Source organism: Leifsonia sp. ZF2019 (genome assembly GCF_019924635.1).
Lineage (GTDB): Bacteria > Actinomycetota > Actinomycetes > Actinomycetales > Microbacteriaceae > Leifsonia.
This window is the reverse complement of sequence record NZ_CP065037.1, coordinates 604,274-627,311: the sequence shown is the minus strand read 5'-3', so window position 1 is coordinate 627,311 and position 23,038 is coordinate 604,274. Positions and strand designations below refer to the sequence as shown.

The 23,038-nt window shown below is 61.5% G+C and carries 16 protein-coding genes, 4 tRNA genes and 6 pseudogenes; 15 read left to right on the top strand and 11 right to left on the bottom strand.

Annotated features, from left to right (window positions below):
- The first annotated feature begins 127 nt into the window (after positions 1–127).
- The 4 genes and pseudogenes from IT072_RS03135 to IT072_RS03120 all read left to right on the top strand — a co-directional run.
- Positions 128–1,052 (top strand): annotated as a pseudogene (locus tag IT072_RS03135) (IS5 family transposase).
- Between the two features lie 506 nt (positions 1,053–1,558).
- On the top strand, positions 1,559–1,756 hold the full coding sequence (locus tag IT072_RS03130; RefSeq protein WP_223359356.1) for a hypothetical protein: 198 nt from the start codon (positions 1,559–1,561) through the stop codon (positions 1,754–1,756).
- Positions 1,757–1,927: 171 nt separating this feature from the next.
- Positions 1,928–2,491: a DUF4232 domain-containing protein gene (locus tag IT072_RS03125; protein WP_223359354.1), complete on the top strand. Its 564-nt coding sequence runs from the start codon at positions 1,928–1,930 to the stop codon at positions 2,489–2,491.
- Between the two features lie 46 nt (positions 2,492–2,537).
- Positions 2,538–2,923: pseudogene (locus IT072_RS03120) on the top strand (transposase); the annotation flags it as partial.
- Positions 2,924–3,289: 366 nt separating this feature from the next.
- On the opposite strand, the gene IT072_RS03115 reads toward IT072_RS03120, so the two are convergent.
- Positions 3,290–3,874, bottom strand: a complete 585-nt coding sequence (locus IT072_RS03115; protein ID WP_223359353.1) for a hypothetical protein — start codon at positions 3,872–3,874, stop codon at positions 3,290–3,292.
- Between the two features lie 132 nt (positions 3,875–4,006).
- Between IT072_RS03115 and IT072_RS03110 the strand changes: the two genes are divergently transcribed.
- Both IT072_RS03110 and IT072_RS03105 read left to right on the top strand, forming a co-directional pair.
- Positions 4,007–4,615, top strand: coding sequence for a DUF4257 domain-containing protein (locus IT072_RS03110; protein WP_223359352.1), 609 nt, complete (start codon positions 4,007–4,009; stop codon positions 4,613–4,615).
- On the top strand, positions 4,609–5,226 hold the full coding sequence (locus tag IT072_RS03105) for an RES family NAD+ phosphorylase (RefSeq protein ID WP_223359351.1): 618 nt from the start codon (positions 4,609–4,611) through the stop codon (positions 5,224–5,226). The genes IT072_RS03110 and IT072_RS03105 overlap by 7 nt, the downstream gene beginning before the upstream one ends.
- 225 nt (positions 5,227–5,451) lie before the next feature.
- Here IT072_RS03105 and IT072_RS03100 read toward each other — a convergent pair whose 3' ends face one another.
- From IT072_RS03100 to IT072_RS03090, 3 genes and pseudogenes are all read right to left on the bottom strand, one after another.
- A complete protein-coding gene (locus tag IT072_RS03100; RefSeq protein WP_223359350.1) occupies positions 5,452–5,625 on the bottom strand; it encodes a hypothetical protein in 174 nt (57 codons plus the stop codon).
- Between the two features lie 167 nt (positions 5,626–5,792).
- Positions 5,793–6,509, bottom strand: a complete 717-nt coding sequence (locus IT072_RS03095; protein WP_223360890.1) for a cutinase family protein — start codon at positions 6,507–6,509, stop codon at positions 5,793–5,795.
- Positions 6,510–7,301: 792 nt separating this feature from the next.
- Positions 7,302–8,226 (bottom strand): annotated as a pseudogene (locus tag IT072_RS03090) (IS5 family transposase).
- Between the two features lie 330 nt (positions 8,227–8,556).
- Between IT072_RS03090 and IT072_RS03085 the strand changes: the two are divergent.
- The 5 genes from IT072_RS03085 (at position 8,557) to IT072_RS21375 (ending at position 13,574) form a co-directional block, all read left to right on the top strand.
- Positions 8,557–9,900, top strand: coding sequence for a sensor histidine kinase (locus IT072_RS03085; RefSeq protein WP_223359349.1), 1,344 nt, complete (start codon positions 8,557–8,559; stop codon positions 9,898–9,900).
- 12 nt (positions 9,901–9,912) lie between these two features.
- The gene (locus IT072_RS03080) at positions 9,913–10,575 is read left to right on the top strand and encodes a response regulator transcription factor (protein ID WP_223359348.1); all 663 of its coding nucleotides are present in this window, start codon (positions 9,913–9,915) and stop codon (positions 10,573–10,575) included.
- A gap of 115 nt (positions 10,576–10,690) precedes the next feature.
- The gene (locus tag IT072_RS03075; RefSeq protein ID WP_223359346.1) at positions 10,691–11,863 is read left to right on the top strand and encodes an acyltransferase family protein; all 1,173 of its coding nucleotides are present in this window, start codon (positions 10,691–10,693) and stop codon (positions 11,861–11,863) included.
- Positions 11,860–12,933: an SGNH hydrolase domain-containing protein gene (locus tag IT072_RS03070; protein WP_223359345.1), complete on the top strand. Its 1,074-nt coding sequence runs from the start codon at positions 11,860–11,862 to the stop codon at positions 12,931–12,933. Before IT072_RS03075 ends, IT072_RS03070 begins: the two co-directional genes overlap by 4 nt.
- Positions 12,930–13,574: an SGNH/GDSL hydrolase family protein gene (locus tag IT072_RS21375; protein ID WP_223359344.1), complete on the top strand. Its 645-nt coding sequence runs from the start codon at positions 12,930–12,932 to the stop codon at positions 13,572–13,574. Before IT072_RS03070 ends, IT072_RS21375 begins: the two co-directional genes overlap by 4 nt.
- A gap of 572 nt (positions 13,575–14,146) precedes the next feature.
- Here IT072_RS21375 and IT072_RS03060 read toward each other — a convergent pair.
- The 7 genes and pseudogenes from IT072_RS03060 to IT072_RS03030 all read right to left on the bottom strand — a co-directional run.
- Positions 14,147–14,218: transfer RNA gene (locus IT072_RS03060), tRNA-Gln, on the bottom strand.
- Positions 14,219–14,343: 125 nt separating this feature from the next.
- Positions 14,344–14,417, bottom strand: a tRNA-Ile gene (locus tag IT072_RS03055).
- Positions 14,418–14,428: 11 nt separating this feature from the next.
- A tRNA-Ser gene (locus IT072_RS03050) sits at positions 14,429–14,513 on the bottom strand.
- A 4-nt stretch (positions 14,514–14,517) separates the two neighbouring features.
- Positions 14,518–14,599: transfer RNA gene (locus tag IT072_RS03045), tRNA-Leu, on the bottom strand.
- A gap of 125 nt (positions 14,600–14,724) precedes the next feature.
- A complete protein-coding gene (locus IT072_RS03040) occupies positions 14,725–15,858 on the bottom strand; it encodes a trypsin-like serine protease (protein ID WP_223359343.1) in 1,134 nt (377 codons plus the stop codon).
- A 394-nt stretch (positions 15,859–16,252) separates the two neighbouring features.
- A pseudogene (locus IT072_RS03035) lies at positions 16,253–17,177 on the bottom strand (IS5 family transposase).
- 47 nt (positions 17,178–17,224) lie between these two features.
- Positions 17,225–17,744 (bottom strand): annotated as a pseudogene (locus IT072_RS03030) (DDE-type integrase/transposase/recombinase); the annotation flags it as partial.
- A 1,228-nt stretch (positions 17,745–18,972) separates the two neighbouring features.
- On the opposite strand from IT072_RS03030, the gene IT072_RS03025 reads away from it, so the two are divergent.
- The 4 genes and pseudogenes from IT072_RS03025 (at position 18,973) to IT072_RS03010 (ending at position 22,716) form a co-directional block, all read left to right on the top strand.
- A complete protein-coding gene (locus IT072_RS03025) occupies positions 18,973–19,173 on the top strand; it encodes a hypothetical protein (RefSeq protein ID WP_223359341.1) in 201 nt (66 codons plus the stop codon).
- A gap of 169 nt (positions 19,174–19,342) precedes the next feature.
- Positions 19,343–19,744, top strand: coding sequence for a hypothetical protein (locus tag IT072_RS03020; RefSeq protein WP_223359340.1), 402 nt, complete (start codon positions 19,343–19,345; stop codon positions 19,742–19,744).
- 302 nt (positions 19,745–20,046) lie between these two features.
- Entirely contained in the window at positions 20,047–21,582 is a 1,536-nt protein-coding gene (locus tag IT072_RS03015; RefSeq protein WP_327058934.1) for a trypsin-like serine protease, read from the top strand.
- A gap of 137 nt (positions 21,583–21,719) precedes the next feature.
- A pseudogene (locus IT072_RS03010) lies at positions 21,720–22,716 on the top strand (IS481 family transposase).
- Positions 22,717–23,038: the final 322 nt, after the last annotated feature.

Below are 23,038 nucleotides of genomic sequence, written 5' to 3'. Positions count from 1 at the left end.
AGCAAATCCCACTCCGGACCGAAGGTTCTCGCTATGTGACCGATGCCAGATCAAGCAACGTCCCCGGACAGTACACCTAGGGCGTGTCTCCTAACCGTTGTTGTGGTCGTGGTGCAGGCTGGGCGTTGTGTCGCGGTCTCGGGTGTTGTCGGATTCTCAGTGGGAGCGGATCGCGTCGTTGATGCCGGCCCCGTCGCCGAAGGGCGGTCGCCCGTTCGGTGATCATCGTTTGGTGGTCGAGGCCATCATTTGGCGGTATCGGACCGGGATTCCGTGGCGGGATCTGCCGGCGGAGTTCGGTCCCTGGCAGACGGTCTGGAAGCGTCACAACCGATTCAGTCACGACGGCACCTGGGACCGGGTGCATGCTGCGCTGTTGACTGAGGCCGACGCGGCCGGGGTGCTGGATTGGACGGTGAGCGTGGATTCCACGATCAACCGAGCCCACCAGCATGCGACCACCTTCGCCCGTGTCGAGGAGCCCGCGGGCCGCCGCCCCACCAACACCCCAGGGGGCACGATCGAATCACAAGAATCTTCGTCAGGAACCCGCTGACCACGCGATCGGCCGCTCGCGTGGCGGCCTGTCGACGAAGATCCACCAACTCGTCGATGGCAACGGACTCCCGCTTGTCGTGCTCCTCACGCCGGGCCAGTCCGGTGATTCGCCGATGTTTGACGCCTTGATGGGACAGCTCCGAGTAGATCGAATGGGTCGAGCTCGCACCCGGCCCGACGCCGTCCGCGGCGACAAAGCGTATTCATCACGCGCAATCCGCTCCCACCTCCGCCGACGCGGTATCGCGGCAGTCATCCCCGAACCCGACGATCAGAAGCGACACCGCCTCAACCGCGGCAGCGCGGGCGGCAGACCACCCCGATTCGACGCGATCAACTACCGAGGACGGAACGTCATCGAACGCGGCTTCTGCGACACCAAGCAATGGCGAGGCCTCGCCACCCGCTACGACAACCTCGCCGTCACCTACCGGGGAGCAGTCGTCCTCCGCGCAATCACACTCTGGCTCAAACGGTTAGAAGACACGCCCTAGCTGTACTGTCCAGGGAGGTTGGTTAACCGGGTGATGGGTGGTTGGTTCCGGATGGCGGTGTGGGGCCGATCGAGTTCGTTGTCTTCGACATCCTCGCTGCAGTGGGCCGCGATCTGCGCGGTCTGCCCTACGACGAACGTCGCCACGCCCTCGAACAGCTCGCGGCCGGCTGGCGGCCACCGCTGAGCTTGATCGCCGCCACTGCCGATGCCGCTGAGGGAAGGCGGCGTTTCGAGGAGTTGCCCGCCGTGGGATCGAGCGCGTGGTGGTCAAGGGCGGCGGCCACCGCGATTGGATCAAGATCAAGCACCGACGGGCAACGAGCGCGGTCAACTCGGTGTTGACCGGCGACCGGTACATGCCCTCGTCATCGATCCACACATCGATGTTTCCCGGCAACCGGATCATATCGAACGCCGCACATCCGATGTGTTCGCGCATACCCCGCGCCCGCAGGTGTCGGTGGTGTCATCCACCCACACGGCCACAAACGACCCGTCGACCAGGTGATCGGCTTCCACGTCGCCAAGGCGCGTTACGCGCAGCCGTCCGCGCCGTGGCGAACCCCGGACGTGCATCGTCAGGAGTGGGGCCGTTTCGACACCATCGGCCGCACTTACTACGTGGCCGAGACCGAGACTTGCGCCTACGCCGACGTGCTCCCCCAGTTCAAGCGTCGTTCGTTTTACCAGTTGGCTTTCTGACTGACGAGTCGGCGATTCATACCGGGGTACCAGGCAGGCCATACCTCAGGGGGTCTGAACAGGCCGCCCTGGTGGAAGAACATTGAACCCACACACACATCCCGTTCTCGATACTCACAAACGTGAATGAGAGTCGGAACAAGAATCCTTCAACGACGAAAGGCGTTTTCAATGGCAATCACAAAGAACCGATTCCTTGCCGGGCTCGGAGTTGCAGGAGCACTCATCGTCGGCGGTGTAGCCGCACCCAGTGCGGCCCAGGCTTCGGAGGCGAAGGATGTTTCGCCCTGTCAGTTCAACCAACCAAACGGTCAAGGGGCGGCGATAACCGCCTCCACCTGGGTGAACCTCGAACCCTTTGAGCGTTCCGCGACAACTTTCACCATCACCAACGCGGGTAGTACTGCATGTTCGATAGATGAGTCACCTGTGGTTGAAGCTACGAAATCAGATGGCACCCCAATTGGGGCTTCTTCTTACGTTCAAGATGGAGTCGTTGGACAAGAACGGGTTGTGATCCCCCCGAGCAAGGCGGCGCAATTTCATGCTTTTTACGAGGAGGGATCCACCAACCCGGACAAGCGTCAAGCGGTAGACCTATTAAGAGTCAAGATCAACTACGACACAGTCATCATCACAGGTGAGGGCGATGGATCGCCCGCCGCTGGTATCTACGGCCCCAAAGATTCCTCTGCGCGATGGATCGAGACAACCAGCATGTATGTAAAGAACTAGGGTATGTCTGACAAAGGTTGACGGTTTTGGCTGCGAGTCTTGACGGATGTCGCAGTTTCGGTTGCTGTCGGATGCTCAGTGGTTGTTGATCGAGGAGATGCTGCCGCGGCCGATTGGCCGGCCGGGTCGGCAGTTCTCGGAGGCGAGGCTGATGGTCGAGGCGATCATCTACCGGTACCGGTGCGGGATCGCGTGGCGTGATCTGCCGGAGGTGTTCGGGCCGTGGCAGACGGTGTGGACGTGGCATCACCGGATGGCTGCGACCGGGACCTGGGACCAGGTGCAGGCGAAGCTGACCGCTACGGCCGACGCGGCGGGGCTGGTCGATTGGTCGCTGTCGGTGGACTCGACCATCGCCCGCGCGCATCAGCACGCGACCAACGCGACTGGCACCACAGGGGGCTGGGTCGAACTACACGAATGGGCGACTCATACCGCACCAGGCAACGCCGAGACCTCGTCACCAAACAGGCACGCGAAAACGACAACTAACCAACCCCCGGAAGCACCGAATTAACCCGACGTTGACAATGAGAGCTGCCGTCGTGAGTGGCAACGAAGTTGAGAAGAGCAGGGCCTGTTCCCAGTCGTTTCCGTTGCTATCTCCATCATCTCAGGGCCATGCAAAGAAGAATGCCCCAGAGAAGGTGGCTACCGTTTCTGGGGCAGCTACTGCCATGACTTATGGGGGGGGTCTGGCAGCAGCGCCTCCTATTTTCACGCACACACCACCAAAGCCGCATGCCACCATGACCGTGGTCTGTCATTTCACCCCTCACCGCTTGCTAGCAGCCAGTTCTACACGATGCGGTGCTTCTGTCGTCTGGCGCAGAGCATTGCTGTTGCTCCGGTAAGGAGGAGGAGCGCGGCTGCTGTCCCGAGGAGATTGTTCTGGGTGGTGTCGGAGCCGGTGTGGGCGAGGTGGGGTGTGATGGTGAAGGGTTCGTCGTGGCAGTTGCCGACGGCGATCACGGTTCCGTTCGCGGCACGGGTGGCGTGGACGAATCCGTAGTCCCCGGCCGGGAGTGCCACTGTAGCGGCGGTGGTGTAGTCCGTCTTGGCCGCCTCGCCGGTCTTCAATGCCACTGGGGGTAACTCGCCGACCTTGGTGGCCGGTGTGCATTGCAGGGTGGTCTGGTCGGCGGCTTTCTTGTAGATGGTGACGGTGGTCGTTGTCCCGGCCGGAACCCATCCGTTCACGTGGAGGACATCATGGGCGGACTGTCCTTCCGCGAGTCCTTTCGGCGGGGTGGAGGTGACGTGGGGTGGGACCAGGTGGGTTTGCTCAGTGGGGTCACCGCATGCGCCGACACTGACGGTTTGCCTGGTGTCGTGGAGGGTGGCGGTGATGACCCAGTTGATGATCTCGGTCGCGAAAGCCATGGGAGCTCGGTGAGATGGCAGCACCTGATGGGTTCGTTTAGAAGCAGTCCATGCGCCACTGCCCCGAGGAGAGTGGGTCTATCCAGCCAGAGAATCCAACGATAGACTAAGTCGTAGGAATTGGAGGACGGCATGACGACTCTCGAACACAAGTCTGGGCGCAAGGCGAAGAAGGACTACGCGCGCGTGCGCGAGGCACTGCGGCAGGACGCCGGCGTGAATCTAACGGCCGACGAGGTGAGCGTCGTGGTCGAGCTCGCTCGCGAGCGCAGCGCGCTGGACGCGTTGTCGACGGCGATGACGCGCATCGGCTTCTTGTCGCCGGCGACCGCCCGTGCGGCGCAGGCCGGCGAGAACGCGGTGAAGGCCATCGAAGACGAGTTTGGTCTGCTCTCAAGCGTCGAGGTGGCGGACCTTCTGGGATCCAGCTCAAGCTCAGAGTCGAAGCGTTCTCTCGCCAACGACATGCGCAATCAGGGCCGCCTGCTCTATGTGCGCCGTCTGAATAAGTTCCTTTACCCGGGGTTCCAGTTCGACATTGCCCGCGCGCGGGTGGCACCTCTGGTGGTCGACCTGATGGCACTGGCAGTGCCGAGTGGTTGGGCGGCCGAGGATGTCGTGCTGTGGCTGTGCTCGCCGACCACCTACTTCGCGGACGGTTCGCGGCCGGTCGACCATTTCGACACGGACCCTGCAAGTGTGCTCGAGGTGGCCCGGCGTGCTTGGAACGTGGAGTGGTAGTCCCCGACCCTCCCTATCCGTTTGACCCGGAACCGTTCGAGCTCGCCACAGGACAGGAGCTGTACCGTGTCCACGGCAAGGACCGCGACGGGCACGCCTTCAACCCGGGAATGGGGACGCCCACCCGGTTCGCCTTCTTCGGTGACCCGGTCGTCCCCATCCTCTACGCGGCCGAGACCTGGCAGGCCGCGATTGCCGAATCGCTGCTCCACGACGTTCCGGTCACGGGCGGACAGCTCACCGCGTCGGCCTATGCGAACCGGCGGATGTCGAGATTGCGAACGACTCGCGGTCTCCGCGTCGCCTCGTTCATGGGGCTCGGGTTGCGGAAGCTCGGCGTCACCGCCGATCAGGTGACGACAACTCCGGCCGCGGAGTACGACCGCACCGTCCTCTGGGCTGAGGCAGCCCGCCGGGCCGGGTACGACGGCGTCGCCTACATGAGCAACAAGTGCAACTCCGACCGCGCCTACGCATTCTTCGCCGACCGCTGCCAGGACGCCTTCGAGCCGGATCCCGCGTTCCGCTGGAACTTCAGTGACCCGATCGACGGCCGGCCGGCGCTCATCACCTTCTGTAGTCGGTTTGGTGTCGAGGTACTCATTCGCTGACGCGGCCGAGGGGTACCGCGGTTCGTAGAAGTAGCGGCACCAGGCGATCGTGTGGATCGCTCCCTCAAATGTCGGATGCTCCCCCTGACCACAGGATGCGGAGCGTGGGGGGCGGTGCTGCCCGCCGATCAGCGCCCGCTCGGGAGCAGGTCGTCGACGACCGCCCGCGCCGGGTGCAAGCGCAAGTCCCGGTCCAGTTCCCGCTCGCACCGATCCGATGCTGGGTCAGGGCAGGAGATTCGCGGTGATGAGTGTTGCTGCGATGAAGGCGGCCAGGGTGAGCCCGATCGCGGGTAGCGGGATCCACCACAACCGTTTCCGTCCAATCCGGAGGGCGAGCATGACCGCAACGAATACGACTCCGACCACTCCCGCAAGGGGAGTGATGAACGCGGTCACCTCCAGCGCTCCAACGTCACACCGCGATTGCGGTGCACAGGCTGCTACTCCCATCTGCTGCAGAGCCACCCCGAAAGACAGCACGACAGAGAGGAGGACCGATGTGACGGCGAGGATGATCGCTGTCGCCACATCGATACCTCGACTCGTGCGAGACGCTGGTCTGGTCACGGGACCAGTTTCTTCTTGTCGTCTGTTGTGATCCAGGATTTGATGAACAGCCACGCGTCCATGGGGACCTCCGACGAGGCGTAGCTTGCGTGGATATCCATGCCTTCGGGCCACATTCCTTGACAGAATGCGTCGCCTGCAAAGCACCAGGAACGAACGATCGGTTGATACGTTTGGCCGGAATAGTCCGAGTTCCATTGCAGTGCGGTCCAGTCGCTCAGGCTCCCCGATGGGTCGGGGAACATCCCATCCAAAGTGCCCGATCCTGCGGCATTCCAAGGTTGTCCGGATCGGAAGGTGGGACTGGCGACGAGCGCAACTGCTTTGATGTGCGCACGCGCATTGGTGGATAGCGGCGCGACCGGAAATGCGGGTGGGTGGTCCTTCGAAAGGACGGCGTCGATGACATGGGCGCCTTGCGAGTATCCGGCAAGCAGGATGTTTGTGCTCGGGCAGGTTGAGGCGAGGTTCTCGATTTCGGCATGGAGGTTCGTGATTCCCTCGTTGACGCTTGAGATGTATGTGGTGCCTGGATCCTCATAGACGGCAGCCGGATACACCAGCCCTTCTGTGTAGATAGGGACGTTGGGCTCTCGATTGGCGTACCCAACGATCTGCCCGACAGTTGAGCCCACTCCCCCGGATGCGTATGTGCGTCCACCGTTGCTCAGGCCAGTGCCGGCTGGCTCCGAGGTGCCTCGGACCGCGACCATAGTCGCAAACCCGCATCGTGTCCCCGATGAAACAGCCGCGGCCGGTGGGATAGCGGCGGTCATGCCAACTGCTAGAGCCAGCACTGCGGTCGCCGACAGTTTCATTACGAATTTGGGCGAATTGGCCTTGGCCACAGGAGCGGAACTCATTGAACCTCCAAAACGAACGTTGTGGTTCTGAGCTAAGCAAGTAGGCAAGCGCAGGGCATCCGTGCAACCACTTAAATGAATTACGTTTGATTTAAGTGGTGGAGGCCGGATGTGTCGAGCAACTCATTGCATACGCCACTCCACCTGCGGCTCACAACGATCTCGTTGCACTCCTCGACCAAATAGGCTGCGTGGTCGGTGGTCCAGATTTTTCACCCTCTGACATCCTCTGCAATCACCCGGCTCGAAATGTGAGGCTCGCAGGCTGATCCGACCCCGCTTGCGGACTCGCTGCGATGGTTATGATCTGGCACTCGATGTGAGCATGCGGAGGAGCCGACATAGAGGTCACCGTGTGGGTGTCCTATAGGTGCGGCAACCGCGGCCTTGTCCAGCGATCGCTTCGCGGGCCGCGCTGTTCCTGGTTGGGGTTTAGCCCGGGTCGCGGGTGCCCCAGATGTGTCCGCGTCGTTCGGCTTCGATCATGTTGGTTCGCCATGTTTTGGCTTCGAGTGCGGGGATGATTCCGAATTCGGTTCCGGTGCGGGTGTCGCGATCATCGTTGCGGCGCTCGTGTGGAGGTAGGCGAAACGCCCCAGACCGTAGTGAGCGCTCCTGCTCAGCTGTGCTCAACCGGTGCGCCTAGGGCGTGTCTTCTAACCGTTTGAGCCAGAGTGTGATTGCGCGGAGGACGACTGCTCCCCGGTAGGTGACGGCGAGGTTGTCGTAGCGGGTGGCGAGGCCTCGCCATTGCTTGGTGTCGCAGAAGCCGCGTTCGATGACGTTCCGTCCTCGGTAGTTGATCGCGTCGAATCGGGGTGGTCTGCCGCCCGCGCTGCCGCGGTTGAGGCGGTGTCGCTTCTGATCGTCGGGTTCGGGGATGACTGCCGCGATACCGCGTCGGCGGAGGTGGGAGCGGATTGCGCGTGATGAATACGCTTTGTCGCCGCGGACGGCGTCGGGCCGGGTGCGAGCTCGACCCATTCGATCTACTCGGAGCTGTCCCATCAAGGCGTCAAACATCGGCGAATCACCGGACTGGCCCGGCGTGAGGAGCACGACAAGCGGGAGTCCGTTGCCATCGACGAGTTGGTGGATCTTCGTCGACAGGCCGCCACGCGAGCGGCCGATCGCGTGGTCAGCGGGTTCCTGACGAAGATTCTTGTGATTCGATCGTGCCCCCTGGGGTGTTGGTGGGGCGGCGGCCCGCGGGCTCCTCGACACGGGCGAAGGTGGTCGCATGCTGGTGGGCTCGGTTGATCGTGGAATCCACGCTCACCGTCCAATCCAGCACCCCGGCCGCGTCGGCCTCAGTCAACAGCGCAGCATGCACCCGGTCCCAGGTGCCGTCGTGACTGAATCGGTTGTGACGCTTCCAGACCGTCTGCCAGGGACCGAACTCCGCCGGCAGATCCCGCCACGGAATCCCGGTCCGATACCGCCAAATGATGGCCTCGACCACCAAACGATGATCACCGAACGGGCGACCGCCCTTCGGCGACGGGGCCGGCATCAACGACGCGATCCGCTCCCACTGAGAATCCGACAACACCCGAGACCGCGACACAACGCCCAGCCTGCACCACGACCACAACAACGGTTAGGAGACACGCCCTAGGTGTGTCTGACAAACGTTGGGGGTGCCGGCTGCGAGTCTTGACGGGTGTCGCGGTTTCGGTTGCTTTCGGATGCTCAGTGGTCGGTGATCGAGTCGATCGGACGGTGCATCGCAGGGTAGGTCAACCAACGTCTTCGCCGTGGTGTTGGCGCGGGCGGGACCGATCCCCGCATCCACGGGCCGGGCTCCCGCCCGTGGCGTGCGGGTAGTGCTGTCTCTACCTGACGGTTATGTTCAGCGTGAGTGTCTTCCGTGGATCGATTTCGTAGCCTGGTGACCATGAGGTGTGTCCATTCCGGCAATAGTCACCAACGATTTTCGAGACTCGGGAGTTTGGGGAAAGCTCTTGCAAGTCGACGCTTCTTGGTGAGTTCGTGGCCATGGCGGGCTGCTGGCTTCAGCGTGGTCAGCGTTGCGAGAACGGTGCTGATCATTCCGCTACTGATTGTGGGGCTACCGTTTGTGCCGCTCATCGCTGTTGGTTTTGCGCGGATGGAACGGCGTCGGGGACGTGTGCTCCAGCTTCGGAGAGTTTCTTCCGGACACGACCCGTTTACTGGGGGACGGCTTTCCAGCTGGGTATCGCTTCGTTATAGGGAACCAGCCACCTGGCGCGATACCGCCGCACTTCTGGTATCGGTCACGTCGGGGATAGCTCAGGGTTTCGCGGTTTTGGTGCCGCCTATTTATCTGTTCTTCACGTTGTTCCTTCCTGGACAAGTGGTGTTCTATCAGCACCAGCTCGCAGAGACGGGGGTGGCGCAACCTCCGGGGGTGCCCCTGCCGTTTAACCATGCTGTGTGGATCACCGATGGAACAGGCATTGTGCTGGTGTTCTTGTTCGTCGCGACTTCCTTCGCGGTTGGCGCATATGCCGTTGGGTTTCTAGTCCTGGTTGAGACATCCGTGACCAGGATGCTGCTTTCAGCACGACCCGAAGAGCTTGAAGCGCAAGTTCGAGCGCTCACTGATTCTCGGGCTCACTTGGCTGCTGCTCTGGATCGTCAACGTGACGAGATTGGCCGAAACCTTCATGATGGTGTCCAACAGAGGTGCGTCACGGCGGCGCTGCTCGTTGGTGCTGCTGAGTTGGAAGCTGCCGACCTCCGCGCCAGTGGTGTCCCTACCTCTGGCCTAGATAAGGCGCTCGATGCCGCTCACACCGCGATTGAGTCAGCACTCGATGATTTGCGTGCCGTGATGCGAGGTATTCACCCGGCTGTGCTAATTGACCGGGGGCTCACGGAGGCGGTTCGGGACCTGGTACGGTTTTCTCCGCTCACAGTGCACATCCGATCCTCCCTCGAGGAACGTTTGACGCCACAAATCGAAGCTTGTGCCTTCTACGTGGTGAGTGAGAGCATCTCCAACATCAACCGCCACGCCCGCGCAACAAACGTGAACATTACAATCTCTTCACGTCCAGAAACGCTTTACGTCTCAGTCGTTGACGATGGGATTGGTGGCGCAGATCCTTTGTGCGGGACGGGCTTGCGAGGCCTCGCCGCCCGGGCGCATTCGGTCGGCGGTTGCATGCGAGTAGATAGCCCTGCCGCCGGCCCAACTGTCGTGGAACTTGAATTGCCGCTAGCGACAGACGAATCCGAGACACGATCACCTTAGACTTAGCCGGCAATGCATATTATTCTCGCCGACGACGCAGTGCTTCTCCGCGATGGTCTTGTTGCGATATTCGAACGGCATGGCCACACAGTCTCGACCGCGAAAGATGCCCCCGAACTCTTGGCTACGGTAAGAACTGCGTTCGACAAAGGCGATGGGGCCGACATCGTTGTTACCGATGTCCGCATGCCCTCCAGCACGCCGATGGATGGCCTTGACGCCGCATTAACGATCCGCCGTGACTTTCCTGGCCTGCCTGTTCTTGTTCTGTCGGAGTTCGTCGCAGAAGCCTACTTGCCGGAGCTCTTAGGAGATGGTTCTGGTGGTGTTGGTTATCTCCTCAAGTCACGTATAGGTCGTGTGGCCGAGTTTCTGGCGAGTGTGGAACTGGTTCGGTCCGGGGGGACTGTAATCGATCCAACGGTCGTTCAGCAGCTTCTGCCCTCTCGGGAGTCTTCCCCCCTTGACTCGCTCAGCCCGCGTGAACGCGAGGTGCTGCAAGCTATGGCCGAAGGTGCCTCCAATGCGGAGATCGCGGGAAGGCTCTACGTGTCTGAGGCGGCGGTGGCCAAGCACATAGGGAACATTTTCGGTAAGTTTCAACTCACGGGCGATGAGCAGGGGCACCGGCGGGTGCGCGCAGTTCTTATGTACCTCAGAGACCTAGACCGCTGACCGATCGCTTTAACCTCAGTTACCCTGTTCTCGATCATAAAGGTAGTGCGGGGTATACCCTCAATTTCGTGAAGGTACCCGCGACATGAGGTAAGCGCTCCTGTCGACTGGGGTTATGACCTATTCGACCGAACACGCATCCCGTGTGACCCCAGCCACACCGGCCATTTCTGCGAGGCGGCGTGGTGGGCTGGGGCAACTTGTCGCTGCTGGCTCAATTGCTGGAGTGACCGGTCATCGAGTTGAGATTACCGCCCTCAGGGTCTTTGCTATTGGTGCGGTCGTTACCTACCACTACTGGCCTGAAGCGCTTCCGGGCGGATTCGTTGGGGTCGATGTCTTCTTTGTAATTTCTGGTTTCCTGATCACCACGCACCTCCTTCGTCAGATTGACGCCGAGGGGCGGATCAATCTTCGTAGCTTCTGGATGCGTCGAGCGGCCCGCTTGTTGCCGTCAGCATTGACAGTGATCGCTGTGGTCGCCGTCCTTACCCCGATTCTGGTGCCGGTGGCGGACCGCCACCAGACGGCTGTCCAGCAGGTCTCTTCCCTGTTTTTCGTCCAGAATTGGGCATTGGTGTTTCAGTCGGTTGACTACCTGACCGCCGGAGCTCCCCCCACTGCGCTCGAGCATTTTTGGTCGCTGTCGACGGAGGAACAGTTCTATGTCATTCTTCCGCTCGTTTTCTGCGCGGTGATCGCGGCTGCTGGAATTGTCCGGGTCTCGCGCGGGCGTCTTTTCCTCCTGCTCGGAGCCCTCGCGGGCGCTTCCTTTGCACTCTCGGTAGTCCTCTCGGTGACGGATCCGGCGGGTGCGTACTTCAACACGGGCGTTCGTGTTTGGGAGTTCCTAGCAGGCGCTGCACTCTGCTTTCTGCCTCGCCCGAACACGAGGTTGGGCCCATGGTTGGCTGTTTCCGGTGCTGCGCTACTTGTGTTGAGTGTGTTGTTCATCACACCGTCCATGGCGTTTCCTGGGTGGGTCGCGCTCGCTCCGGTTAGTGGTGCGACACTCTTCATCGCCGCGGGAGCTCGCAGCCTCGGTCCAGCACTGACAAAGGTGTGCAGCAACCGCGTTGCCGGTTATGTAGCAATCCGCTCTTACGCCATCTATCTGTGGCATTGGCCCGTGCTCATTCTCGCACCACTACTCGTGGCGACGTTCACGTCCGCTCTTCCCGTCCCAGCCTCGCCCTTACTTCTCGTCGCGGCCCTGGGGGTGTCGTTGATCTTGGCTGAACTCACACATCGGTTTGTTGAACGTCGTTTCTGGGGAGCAAACGCATGAGGAAGCCTCTGACTAAACATGCACGGGCCCTCCTAACGATCGCCGCCCTCGGCGTGACGGTGATCGGCGCAAGCATTGCCACTTTCGGTATCGAGCAGGCCCGAATGAACGAGTATCGGAGCTTCATCAGCGAAAGCAGTGCCAGCTCTTCGTGCATTGGGGCGCCAGCAATACGCAACCCAGACTGCGGGAACAAGTTTTCAGTGCTCGAAGGCCTCGACGCCGCCCTTGCCGCATCGGATGTCGGCATCGTCGAGGGGAGCATGCCCTTCATTGACGGCTGCGCTCAGGAGCTCATCGGCGCAGAGATCCTCAGCAAGCACTGCCGATGGAATCAACCCAACGCCACTCGCACCATCGCCATTGTGGGCGACTCGCACGCTGCGCAATGGGCCGATGCGCTTCTGGCGGTCGCTCCTCAACGGCGATGGAATGTGGAAGTGTACTTTCACGGTGGCTGCCTCGCTTCAAATGTAGACGGGACCCGTCTGCAAGATGCGACCGATGGTGCATGTCGGGCCTGGTCTGCCCACGTCGCCGACGCTCTGCGTGAACGTAATGACATCGACGTCATCGTCTACGGTGCCCGAATGGGGCTGTATGTCCAGGAGTATCTCTCAAAGCTGCCTAACCTCACCGAAGAAGAAGCCTCCACCGCCGTCGTGCAAGCGAGCTCACGGTTCATCGCAAGTTGGCTTAAAGACACCACACCTACTCTCATCATGCAAGACACACCTGACCCAGGCGTAAACGTCCCCGCATGCATATCAAAGACAACCCAAGACACCGACCCATGTTCCTCGCCACGCATATCTACCGCATCCCTACCTACACTGCCGCTTCTTCGACGTGGCCCGCTCACCGACCACGAGTCCGCGCCCCTTGCTACACAACTTGGACTCCCTCTCGTGCCGACGTCAGACCTCGTCTGCGACACACAGTGCCACGCTGTCATAGGCGGCATTCCCGTCTACCGAGACGACAACCACCTCACAGCATCCTTCGCACGCACCGCGGCAACAATCCTCTCGAGCCGAGTCGAAAACCTGACAGCAGGAAAGACCAGATGAGTTCACCCATCCAACTCGCCGCATTCGGCGACAGCATAACCAAAGGCCGCAAGAGTGCCTCTTGGGTCAACCTCTTACGCCACAGTCTGGGACCAAGCGCCAGTATCACCAACTACGGAATCGATGGCGACCACATGACGAACGTGCGGCGTCGCGCGTCTTCCATGCAGAGGTCAGACTGCACACATATTTTGATCCTGGCCGGCACGAACGACACTTTATGGACACACCTCAACCTCTGGCGACGCGCGGTAATCCGAATCATAAAGCGACTCACCCGTCGCCCGTCTCACAAAACCACCCGAATCGAACTTGAGCGACTCCTTCAAACTCTAACGCGACAATACCCCAGGCACATCGCCGTGTGCACAATTCCTCCTCTAGGGAATTCAGCCACTACCGCCGACCTAACGGCCACTAACCGGACCATCATCGAGGTCGCCGCGAGCGTCGGTGTCACCGTCCTGCCAGTGTATGAGAGATTGACCCTCCTGGCCGAGCTACCCTCCGCCCCGCGGATTATGCTCCACGACGGCATCCACCTCTCCCAAGCCGGCGCAACAGAACTCGCGCTGACAATTGAAGACTGGATACGTGAAACGAAGTACCACATGGGTGGGACGTCAACGCCATCGCAATGACTCTGTCCCAGATCGAGCAGCTCGTCCTCGGTAGTCGCTCGGCGATCAGCCAAGAAAACACGGCAACCTCAGTTCCACCTCAAGGCAGTTGCTGTGCACGGGGCCGTGTACCCTTTAGCCGGGCGTGACCGGCCAGTGCGCGCCCCGGGCTCTGTATCAGCGGCGCGTTGACCGTCACCCCGCAGGAGCCGCCGATCGCCTGGCCCATCGGGACGGGCGCGTGCTCGGCAAAGCCCTGGCCTCCGCGATTACGGCCGTGTTCGTCAGGCAGAGATCGTGATCGAGCCGGGGTGGTTGGCGCAGGTTTCCATGGACCCGCACCTTCACTGACCCGCGCCCCTGGGGGCAGATAACTCTGACAACCCGGAGCCACAGAACAGTGACAAGATCACGAGAGCCAGATCAGTCACGTAGGCGATGGCGGGCGATTGGAGCAGTGCATGTACTGTGCGCACTGTTGCCTGTGCAGCTCCTGTTCTCATCGGGCCGTTCTTTGGGTTCGCCGTTCGACTGGTACCGCGGATGAGAGTGGAAGGGTCCGCGGCGGGCGGGTTGATGGTCTGTGTGTTGTGCTCCGCCTCCAGGATTCGAACCTGGACCTCACAGCTCCAAAGGCTGTCGTGCTGCCGTTACACCAAGGCGGATTGTGCCGACGTTCTGCCGGTGGTTGGGGTGGCAGGGTGTGAACCTGCGACTTTCCGCTCCCAAAGCGGGCGCTCTCGCCAAGCCGAGCTACACCCGGGCTGGGTTTTCTTCACATGTTCGGTTGTGGGGTGGGCGGGGTTTGAACCCGCGACCGACGGATTATGAGTCCGCTGCTCTGACCGGCTGAGCTACCACCCCAGGTCTTGCCGCGGTGGGTCTGGGATTCGAACCCAGGGAACATTGCTGTTCACCAGTTTTCAAGACTGGCTCCTTAGGCCGCTCGGACAACCCACCTGGGTGCGGTCGGCGGGAATCGAACCCGCACCCCCGGAGGGAGAGCAGTTTGAGTGCCCCGCGTCTGCCAGTTCCGCCACGACCGCAACAGTTCACGACAGTAGCGCCGGATGGTTGAACCCAAGGCAAACCCTGGGATCAACCATCCGGCTCCAAGGCTAGTTGAAGCGCCTTCTTCGCGGCTTCATCCTCCCCAGAGACGGCTAAGCCGTCACTGGGTCGGGAGTATTGCGATGCGGTGTCGCGCACCTTCCGTTGTCCCCGCGTCCGAGGTCGCGGCGACGCTGAACTCGAAGATGCCGTTTACATTCGTAGCATCGGGCGCGCCCGAAAGGACGCCTGTATCAGGGTTCAGCTTCAGTCCAGAAGGAACACGGCTTCCTTCCGTGAACGAGTACTTCACTGAGCGGGCAAGGATCTTATCCGCTTTGAACGTATACTCAAAGGCCATTCCGACCGAAGCGTTCTCCGGCGGCGTATCCGCAGTGAATACCGGAACCCACAATTCCCTCGAGCTCGTCGACGTATAGACGCCTGGCGCTCCTTGTTGCGCATATCCGAGGCTACGCGAGACGATCCCGATCTGAAATACCTGTCCATCGATAACCTTGAAGAGCGGCCCACCGCTGTCGCCGCCGCCGAAGCTCTTGCCTGCTACGCCCGCACAGAGATCCGTCAGTTTGTTGAAGCCTGCACCATTAACAGCGCACTCCGCCGAACTGAGGATTGGGACATCAACTTTGCGGAGCCGATCGGGGAAGTTCACTTGATCTTGGCCCTGGACACCCCACCCAGTCACCGTGGCTTCGGAACCCGGAGCAAGCAGAGCGTCTGTTCCGGACGTGGGAAACGATACTGGCTGGACACCTTCAGCGAGACCGTCCATCCACAACCAGCCAACGTCATAACCTCGGCTGGTTTCCCCCTCCGTGAAGCGAGGGTGTAGCCGAGTCTCCACCACCCCGAAGTCTTGGCCTTGTCCAGAGTCGGAGCGGTCGGTCCGCCCGACGGCCACCGCCAGTTCTGCGGGTTCGTATCCCTCCAGACAATGCGCCGCGGTAATTACCATCCCCTTGTTGATAAGAGCCCCGCCACAGATATGTCGATGAGTGGCCTTGTCGTAGATTTCGGCCATGAACGGATACTCTCCGTCGCCAGCTTCCGTTCCGCCAACAATGCGGGAATGCCGATCGGACGGCCCCTCCTCTCCAGCAATGGCGGGGCCCGCAACCGTGACAATACAGAACGTCGCGATAGCAACAACCGTCGCCGATAAGAGGACGCGTCTATTCTTCAAGTGCTTCTCCTTTAGTTCGCTGCGAAGTGAGCCCTCGTACCCACACACATTTCGGTGCGGTGGTACTTGTGAGGCCAGGCTCAGACTGTCTACTCCAGAGTCGCTTCTAGGAGACCAGTCCAAATCCGACCAGGGGCGGACATCGGCCAACCGAGGTACCGCTTTGCCGATTTCAGTCACACGTCCCGGGTGCCGATTCCCGCTACGCTGGCTTCTTGTCCCTGATCGTCTACTCGAGCCTTCGCTCGCGAAGCCCACTCAAAGATCTCGTGCAAGACCACCCGACGCACTCGCGTTCGCATAGCGGCGACCACCGAATTCCCCCAACACCGGCATCGTCGCTGGTCCAGCGAACACTGCCGAATTATCAGCTCCCTAACCAGACGCGGGCCGGCCAGCAACCACCCATCACCCGGTTAACCAACCTCCCTGGACAGTACACCTAGGGCGTGTCTTCTAACCGTTTGAGCCAGAGTGTGATTGCGCGGAGGACGACTGCTCCCCGGTAGGTGACGGCGAGGTTGTCGTAGCGGGTGGCGAGGCCTCGCCATTGCTTGGTGTCGCAGAAGCCGCGTTCGATGACGTTCCGTCCTCGGTAGTTGATCGCGTCGAATCGGGGTGGTCTGCCGCCCGCGCTGCCGCGGTTGAGGCGGTGTCGCTTCTGATCGTCGGGTTCGGGGATGACTGCCGCGATACCGCGTCGGCGGAGGTGGGAGCGGATTGCGCGTGATGAATACGCTTTGTCGCCGCGGACGGCGTCGGGCCGGGTGCGAGCTCGACCCATTCGATCTACTCGGAGCTGTCCCATCAAGGCGTCAAACATCGGCGAATCACCGGACTGGCCCGGCGTGAGGAGCACGACAAGCGGGAGTCCGTTGCCATCGACGAGTTGGTGGATCTTCGTCGACAGGCCGCCACGCGAGCGGCCGATCGCGTGGTCAGCGGGTTCCTGACGAAGATTCTTGTGATTCGATCGTGCCCCCTGGGGTGTTGGTGGGGCGGCGGCCCGCGGGCTCCTCGACACGGGCGAAGGTGGTCGCATGCTGGTGGGCTCGGTTGATCGTGGAATCCACGCTCACCGTCCAATCCAGCACCCCGGCCGCGTCGGCCTCAGTCAACAGCGCAGCATGCACCCGGTCCCAGGTGCCGTCGTGACTGAATCGGTTGTGACGCTTCCAGACCGTCTGCCAGGGACCGAACTCCGCCGGCAGATCCCGCCACGGAATCCCGGTCCGATACCGCCAAATGATGGCCTCGACCACCAAACGATGATCACCGAACGGGCGACCGCCCTTCGGCGACGGGGCCGGCATCAACGACGCGATCCGCTCCCACTGAGAATCCGACAACACCCGAGACCGCGACACAACGCCCAGCCTGCACCACGACCACAACAACGGTTAGGAGACACGCCCTAGGTGTGATGCCCAGGGAGGTTGTTTTCGATCCTGCTAATGGGTGGGGCTCCGATGGTGGAGTGGTGCCTGTGATGATTGTAGAAGTGCAGCCAGCCGGGAAGGGCTTCTCGCCTTGCGGTTTCTGAGGGATAGAGTCTCGCGTATGCTCAGCCGTCGGCGAGGGTGCGGTGGAAGCGTTCGACCTTGCCGTTGGTTTGCGGCCTGTTGGGGGCGGGTCTTCTTTGCCGTGATCCCCCGTTCCGCGCAGGCGTCGCGCCAGGCGTGGGACTTGTAGGCAGAACCATTGTCCGAGAGGACGCGTTCGACGCTGACGCCGCGGCCGGCAAACCAAGAGACAGCACGGTGGAGCACATCGATCGCGGTCTGTGCTTTCTCGTCCGAGTGGATCTCGGCGTAGGCGACGCGCGAGTGGTCATCGACGACCGTGTGGACGAACGCGGTACCCAGCCGGGGCTCGTAACGGTGGTTTCTGCTGCCCAGCCGGGTGGCGGTCGCTTCCCGGTTGCGTTCGCCCTGGATTCAGCTACGGGATTTACCTCAGCGCGGGACATCTCGCCGCGTCCATCAACAGCGTCAGTTTCCAGAGCTTCCCAAGCGGGGATCTCTCTGCCGCCGGCGTTGCTGACTTTGTCGGCATGGTCGGTGATCTTCATTTGCTACCCACAACACGGACACGCCTGTTTGTGTCTACGCGTATTGATGCGTCGAGCGTTGGGACGGTTCCGTGTGTGGGACTCCTCAGAGAGCGGATAGGAAATCGGCGGCGAACGAGTCCGTCCATCCCCCAAGACTGACTCCGCTACCGCTATTGACCGCGACTTCTACGGCATGAATGGTCGCGTCCAGGGCTCGGATTGGCAGACGCGATAGTCCGTTGAGTGACAGTACGTTCAATAGGGCGTAGATGGAGAGTCCCAACGTGAGTGCGCTGACCCCGCCCAGTAGCCGCCCAAGGATTGTGCTCTTCATGTGTGCTCCTTTGCTCACATGGGCATTCCAACCGCTGCCACCCGGTGCACCCGCCCATGTACAGCGAGAACATATGAATTCACCCCACCACTATTGCGGGCGATGGAACGCGTGGACCGTTCCCCAGAAGCAGTCCCACGTCCTTCTCGTAACTCCCGAGTTGGTACCGGGGTCTGAGCGCGTGTGGGTCTGTGCGTTGATGCGTGTCGTAGGTGTGGGTTTCTAACGTGGATTTATGAACACAACAGGTCGTCGGAATCAAAAGAATCGAAGTGCTCGTGGGCGGGATGCCCGCGGACAGCTGATCGGGCGCCGGGAGAACGCCGTCGTGGTGGGTCCTTCTCTCGGCGGCAGCGTGCAAGGGAGGGAGTTGACAGCCCGGCTGAGAGCGAACCGGGCGGCTGGGCCAGCGGCGAAGGAGGGCACCTGAGATGCGTTCCCAGGTGACAACGGGTGCTGCCGGGCTTGTCGCTCTTGTGGTGGCCGGGACTCTCGGGTTGGCGACTCCGGCCGCCGCGATCACTCCTGCGGGCAAGTATGAATACCGTTGCGTGGCGAGTACTGGTCACGTATTCGATTGGACCAAGCAGGATCCGCGACACTGCACGAACTTCCTCCAGGTATATATCGGTGGCCAATACATCGGCCACGTGCGAAATGGCGACGATCCGATCGCCGCCCTGTCGAACATGCTGGCAGCACAACTTCCGCAAATGGCATCCCCACAATCCGTGCGCGTCGCCCCGCTGGCCAGGTCTGCGAGCAGGGAACCCTGATGCGAACGCGCCGGATTTGCCCGTCCGTGTGGGCGCTGGTCGCCCTGACGGTGGCCTTGATCACATTCACCATTTCCTCTGCCATCATGGCCGCCCCTTTCCCCGAGGAACATGAACTCGTGTTCATCCTCGCCCTCGCCAGCGTGACTGTGATCACCGCGACCGCATGCGCACTTCGCAGCATCACGACGGCCGATTAGGGGGCGCATCCGGCACAAGATCTTGACCATAGGCGGCACCAGTGGACGACGGGTGAGATACCCAGGACGGATGCGGGCCGGCCTCGGCCCAGGTGGACGCGAGAGAGCAACGGCGAATGCAGGGGTGGGTTATCCCCCCGCCGCTAGTAGGAATGACAAGGAGGTCCTCGTGGGAATGATGGAAATCACCCGAGAGGCAGGATGTCCGCGTAGGTATCAGGGCGCGGTGTGGGCGCGCGACCTGTCTAGCCTGACGAGCGAGGAAATCGAATCAGTTCTGCTGACCCAATTCAAACGCGTGGACGATCGCGCCGACACACAGGAGTGGGTCGTCTCCGTGTTCGGGGAAAGCCTGGTCGACCCGATGGTACGCGAGACCGTGGTGTTGCAGACGTCGTCTTCAGATGCCCCCGCCCTCGTGACATTGATCGGCATGCTCGCGCGGATGCGTATCGATGTTTCACCGAACCTGATCTCCGTAAGCGACGGGTATGTATTGGCGTCAGCGGGCCCGCAGACACGCGCCCACGAGTGCGTTGACGCAGGCTCGCACGATAATCGGCCGGTGTGACGATGGGTGCTCAGACGACACACACCCGGCACACTGCCAGAGCAACTCGCGTTGAACGGGCACTCTCGCGCAAGACCAACGCTCGAACTTTTGCCACCGGGGGACATCGTCACGAATCGCTCGTCCGCCGCGGGTGGAGGCTGTCGGCCGTAGGTCGGGCTCTCCCAGAAACTAACACCGGGCGCTCCACTCAGATCTACCGGTAGCCCATTCGTTTCGACTCTCGTTCTGGCGTCGAGGCCTTCAGGCTGGCGGGTGAACTTTTACTGTTCCATCGGATTTCCCGATGGAACTTCGCCTTGATGGTCCATCATCGCGGCATGAAGTATCGCATTGCTGCCGTCCTCGCTGCAGCCGGATTCGCACCGTTGCTCGCTGGGGCGCTTCTTGCTCCTCCAGTGATGGCGAGTCCCCTGCCCGCAATCGAGGCTGCCCCGCCATCCGGGGACCTACTGCCGCCGTCCGAAGACATCACTGGCGGCGTTTTGGCGCCTCCGACAGCATGGGCAGCAAAGACGTGGGCGTCATACTCCGGTTACTCAGCGTCGTGCACCGCAGAACAGATATCTGCATCATGGGTTCTGACGGCTCGTCATTGCACGGACTCCTCAAAGAGCGTGGCCGTTTATCCAAGCACGATGGATCAGAACAATACGCCGGGTGAGGGGCTGGCCGTCGACCACGTCTACTATCCGAGCGAGCAGCAGACCGACGGTGGAAAGCCAATTGGTGCTGGTGATATTGCCCTTCTGCACTTAGCAAGACGACATCCCCTCGCGTCATATGCGGCGCTCAACCTGGACTATCAACCCGAACAGAATGATCAGGGCTTCGCGGAAGGATACGCGGGGGCGAACGTACTGAAGCGCGCTGCCATGAGAGTGACCGGTTTCGCACCCAACGGTGGCGGTGGTCACGGTGGCATGGCCATCAAGGTCACGGGCGAGCCTGATCACACTCAGCATGGAGACTCCGGGGGGCCGTTCATCATCAACGACAAGGTCGTCGGTGTCCTGTCTACGGGCGGTGGCAGCAGCGCGTACTACATGTCACTCGCGCGCGTAAAAGATTGGATCGTGGAGACCGCAACCGAGCCGGCGACGGGATTGGTTTCGGCTGTGCGTGGAGCCGATGGATGGATCACGATCACGGGATGGGCCGAACCGGGAAGCGTCATAAAGACCACAAATGACCCTCGAGGAGGCTGGTTCGATCTCGAGGGAGGCCGCGTTCGAGCGTCCGAAGACGGTTCCTTTAGCGCCCGAACCAAGCGCACCGTTGACGGTCAAGCCGTAGTCCAAGCCTTCGGCGCACAACGCACCCAATCAAACGCGATCACCCCAGCCGCCGTATTGGTTTCGGCTGTGCGTGGAGCCGATGGATGGATCACGATCACGGGATGGGCCGAACCGGGAAGCGTCATAAAGACCACAAATGACCCTCGAGGAGGCTGGTTCGATCTCGAGGGAGGCCGCGTTCGAGCGTCCGAAGACGGTTCCTTTAGCGCCCGAACCAAGCGCACCGTTGACGGTCAAGCCGTAGTCCAAGCCTTCGGCGCACAACGCACCCAATCAAACGCGATCACCCCAGCCGCCGTATTGGTTTCGGCTGTGCGTGGAGCCGATGGATGGATCACGATCACGGGATGGGCCGAACCGGGAAGCGTCATAAAGACCACAAATGACCCTCGAGGAGGCTGGTTCGATCTCGAGGGAGGCCGCGTTCGAGCGTCCGAAGACGGTTCCTTTAGCGCCCGAACCAAGCGCACCGTTGACGGTCAAGCCGTAGTTCAAGCCTTCGGCGCACAACGCACCCAATCAAACGCGATCACCCCTTAGAGAGTTCGAACAGGGACTGCTGCACGACTAGATGTAGTGCCCAGGGACGTTGTTTGATTTGGCATCCGTGACATAGCGAGAACCTCCAGGCAGAGTGGGAGTTGCTAAGACAACCGCTCGAAGACCTGGAGGTTCTCGTGTCTCACGGTAATGCGGCTTGACGCCGCGACAAAGGCTGCGCGTGGCGCGGCTGATCAACGATGATGTCTGGTCGGTCGCTGCGGCGGCGGACTAGTTCCGGGTCTCGTGGCCGACAGCGGCGAAATGGGCGCGCCGTTCCGTCGAGCTCGGCCCGGACTGGATGGCGGCTCGGTCCTCGCGTCCGCATGCGCATCCGAACCGGACGCCGCAGCTGCTGGTGAAGAAGATCGTGCACCTGCGGATCAAGAAGCGTCTGGGGCCGGTGCAGATCGCCGGATGTCTGGGCCTGCCTGCGTCGACCCTTCACGCGGTGCTGGTGCGCTGTCACCTCAACCGGCTCACGCATGTCGATGTGAAGACCGGGGAGCCGGCCCGCCGCTACGAACACGACTATCCGGGGTCGCTGATCCACGTTGATGTGAAAAAGCTCGGCAACATCCCCGATGGCGGCGGCTGGCGATTCATCGGACGTTCCAACAGCTTAAGAACCGGGCGAGTACACCGGGAACGGATCGGAGCAAACATCGTGGCGTGCCGATGGGGCACGCGTTCGTTCATACCGTGATCGATGACCACTCCCGCGTCGCCTATGCCGAGATCCACGACGACGAGACCGCAGCAACCGCGATCGGCGTCCTGAAGCGAGCGGTGTCCTGGTTCGCCGACCGCGGCGTCACCGTCGAACGAGTCCTCTCAGATAGCGGATCTGCCTACAGATCACACGCCTGGCGGCACGCTTGCGTCGACCTCGGCATCCGACCGAGATTCACCCGTCCAAGACGCCCGCAGACCAACGGCAAGATCGAACGTGTCCGCCGCACCATGAGCGACAGCTGGGCCTACAACCGGCACTACAACACCGAATCAGCCCGCCGCGCCGCCCTCCCGCAATGGCTGCATCACTGCAATCAGCACCGACCCCACACAGCCGTCGGCAAGATCCCGCCCATCACACTGCTCTCAACAACCTGCCTGGGCACTAAAACTAGGTGACATCCTGATCTGGCCTGCCCGTGGGGTGGGCCTGGAAGTATGTTGCTGTGCACAGCCAGCACAACCCGGATCTCGCCGAAATCAACCGCCCGCTTCGGCGCCCTGCGCATGCTGCGGCGGAACGGGGCACCCCTCGAGTACGCCGGCTTCGGCCTGAATCTCCGGCCATCTGGGCTGACGGTAGGCGATCTCCGTCGCATAGGACTCTCGTGCACCGTCGTCCTTGAGAAACCGTACCTACGCCCGGCCGGCGGTGTGTCTGTGGTTTCGCGGCGCGGTCAGGTTGTATCGAAGCATCTCGTCCAACGCTGCCTCGAATCAC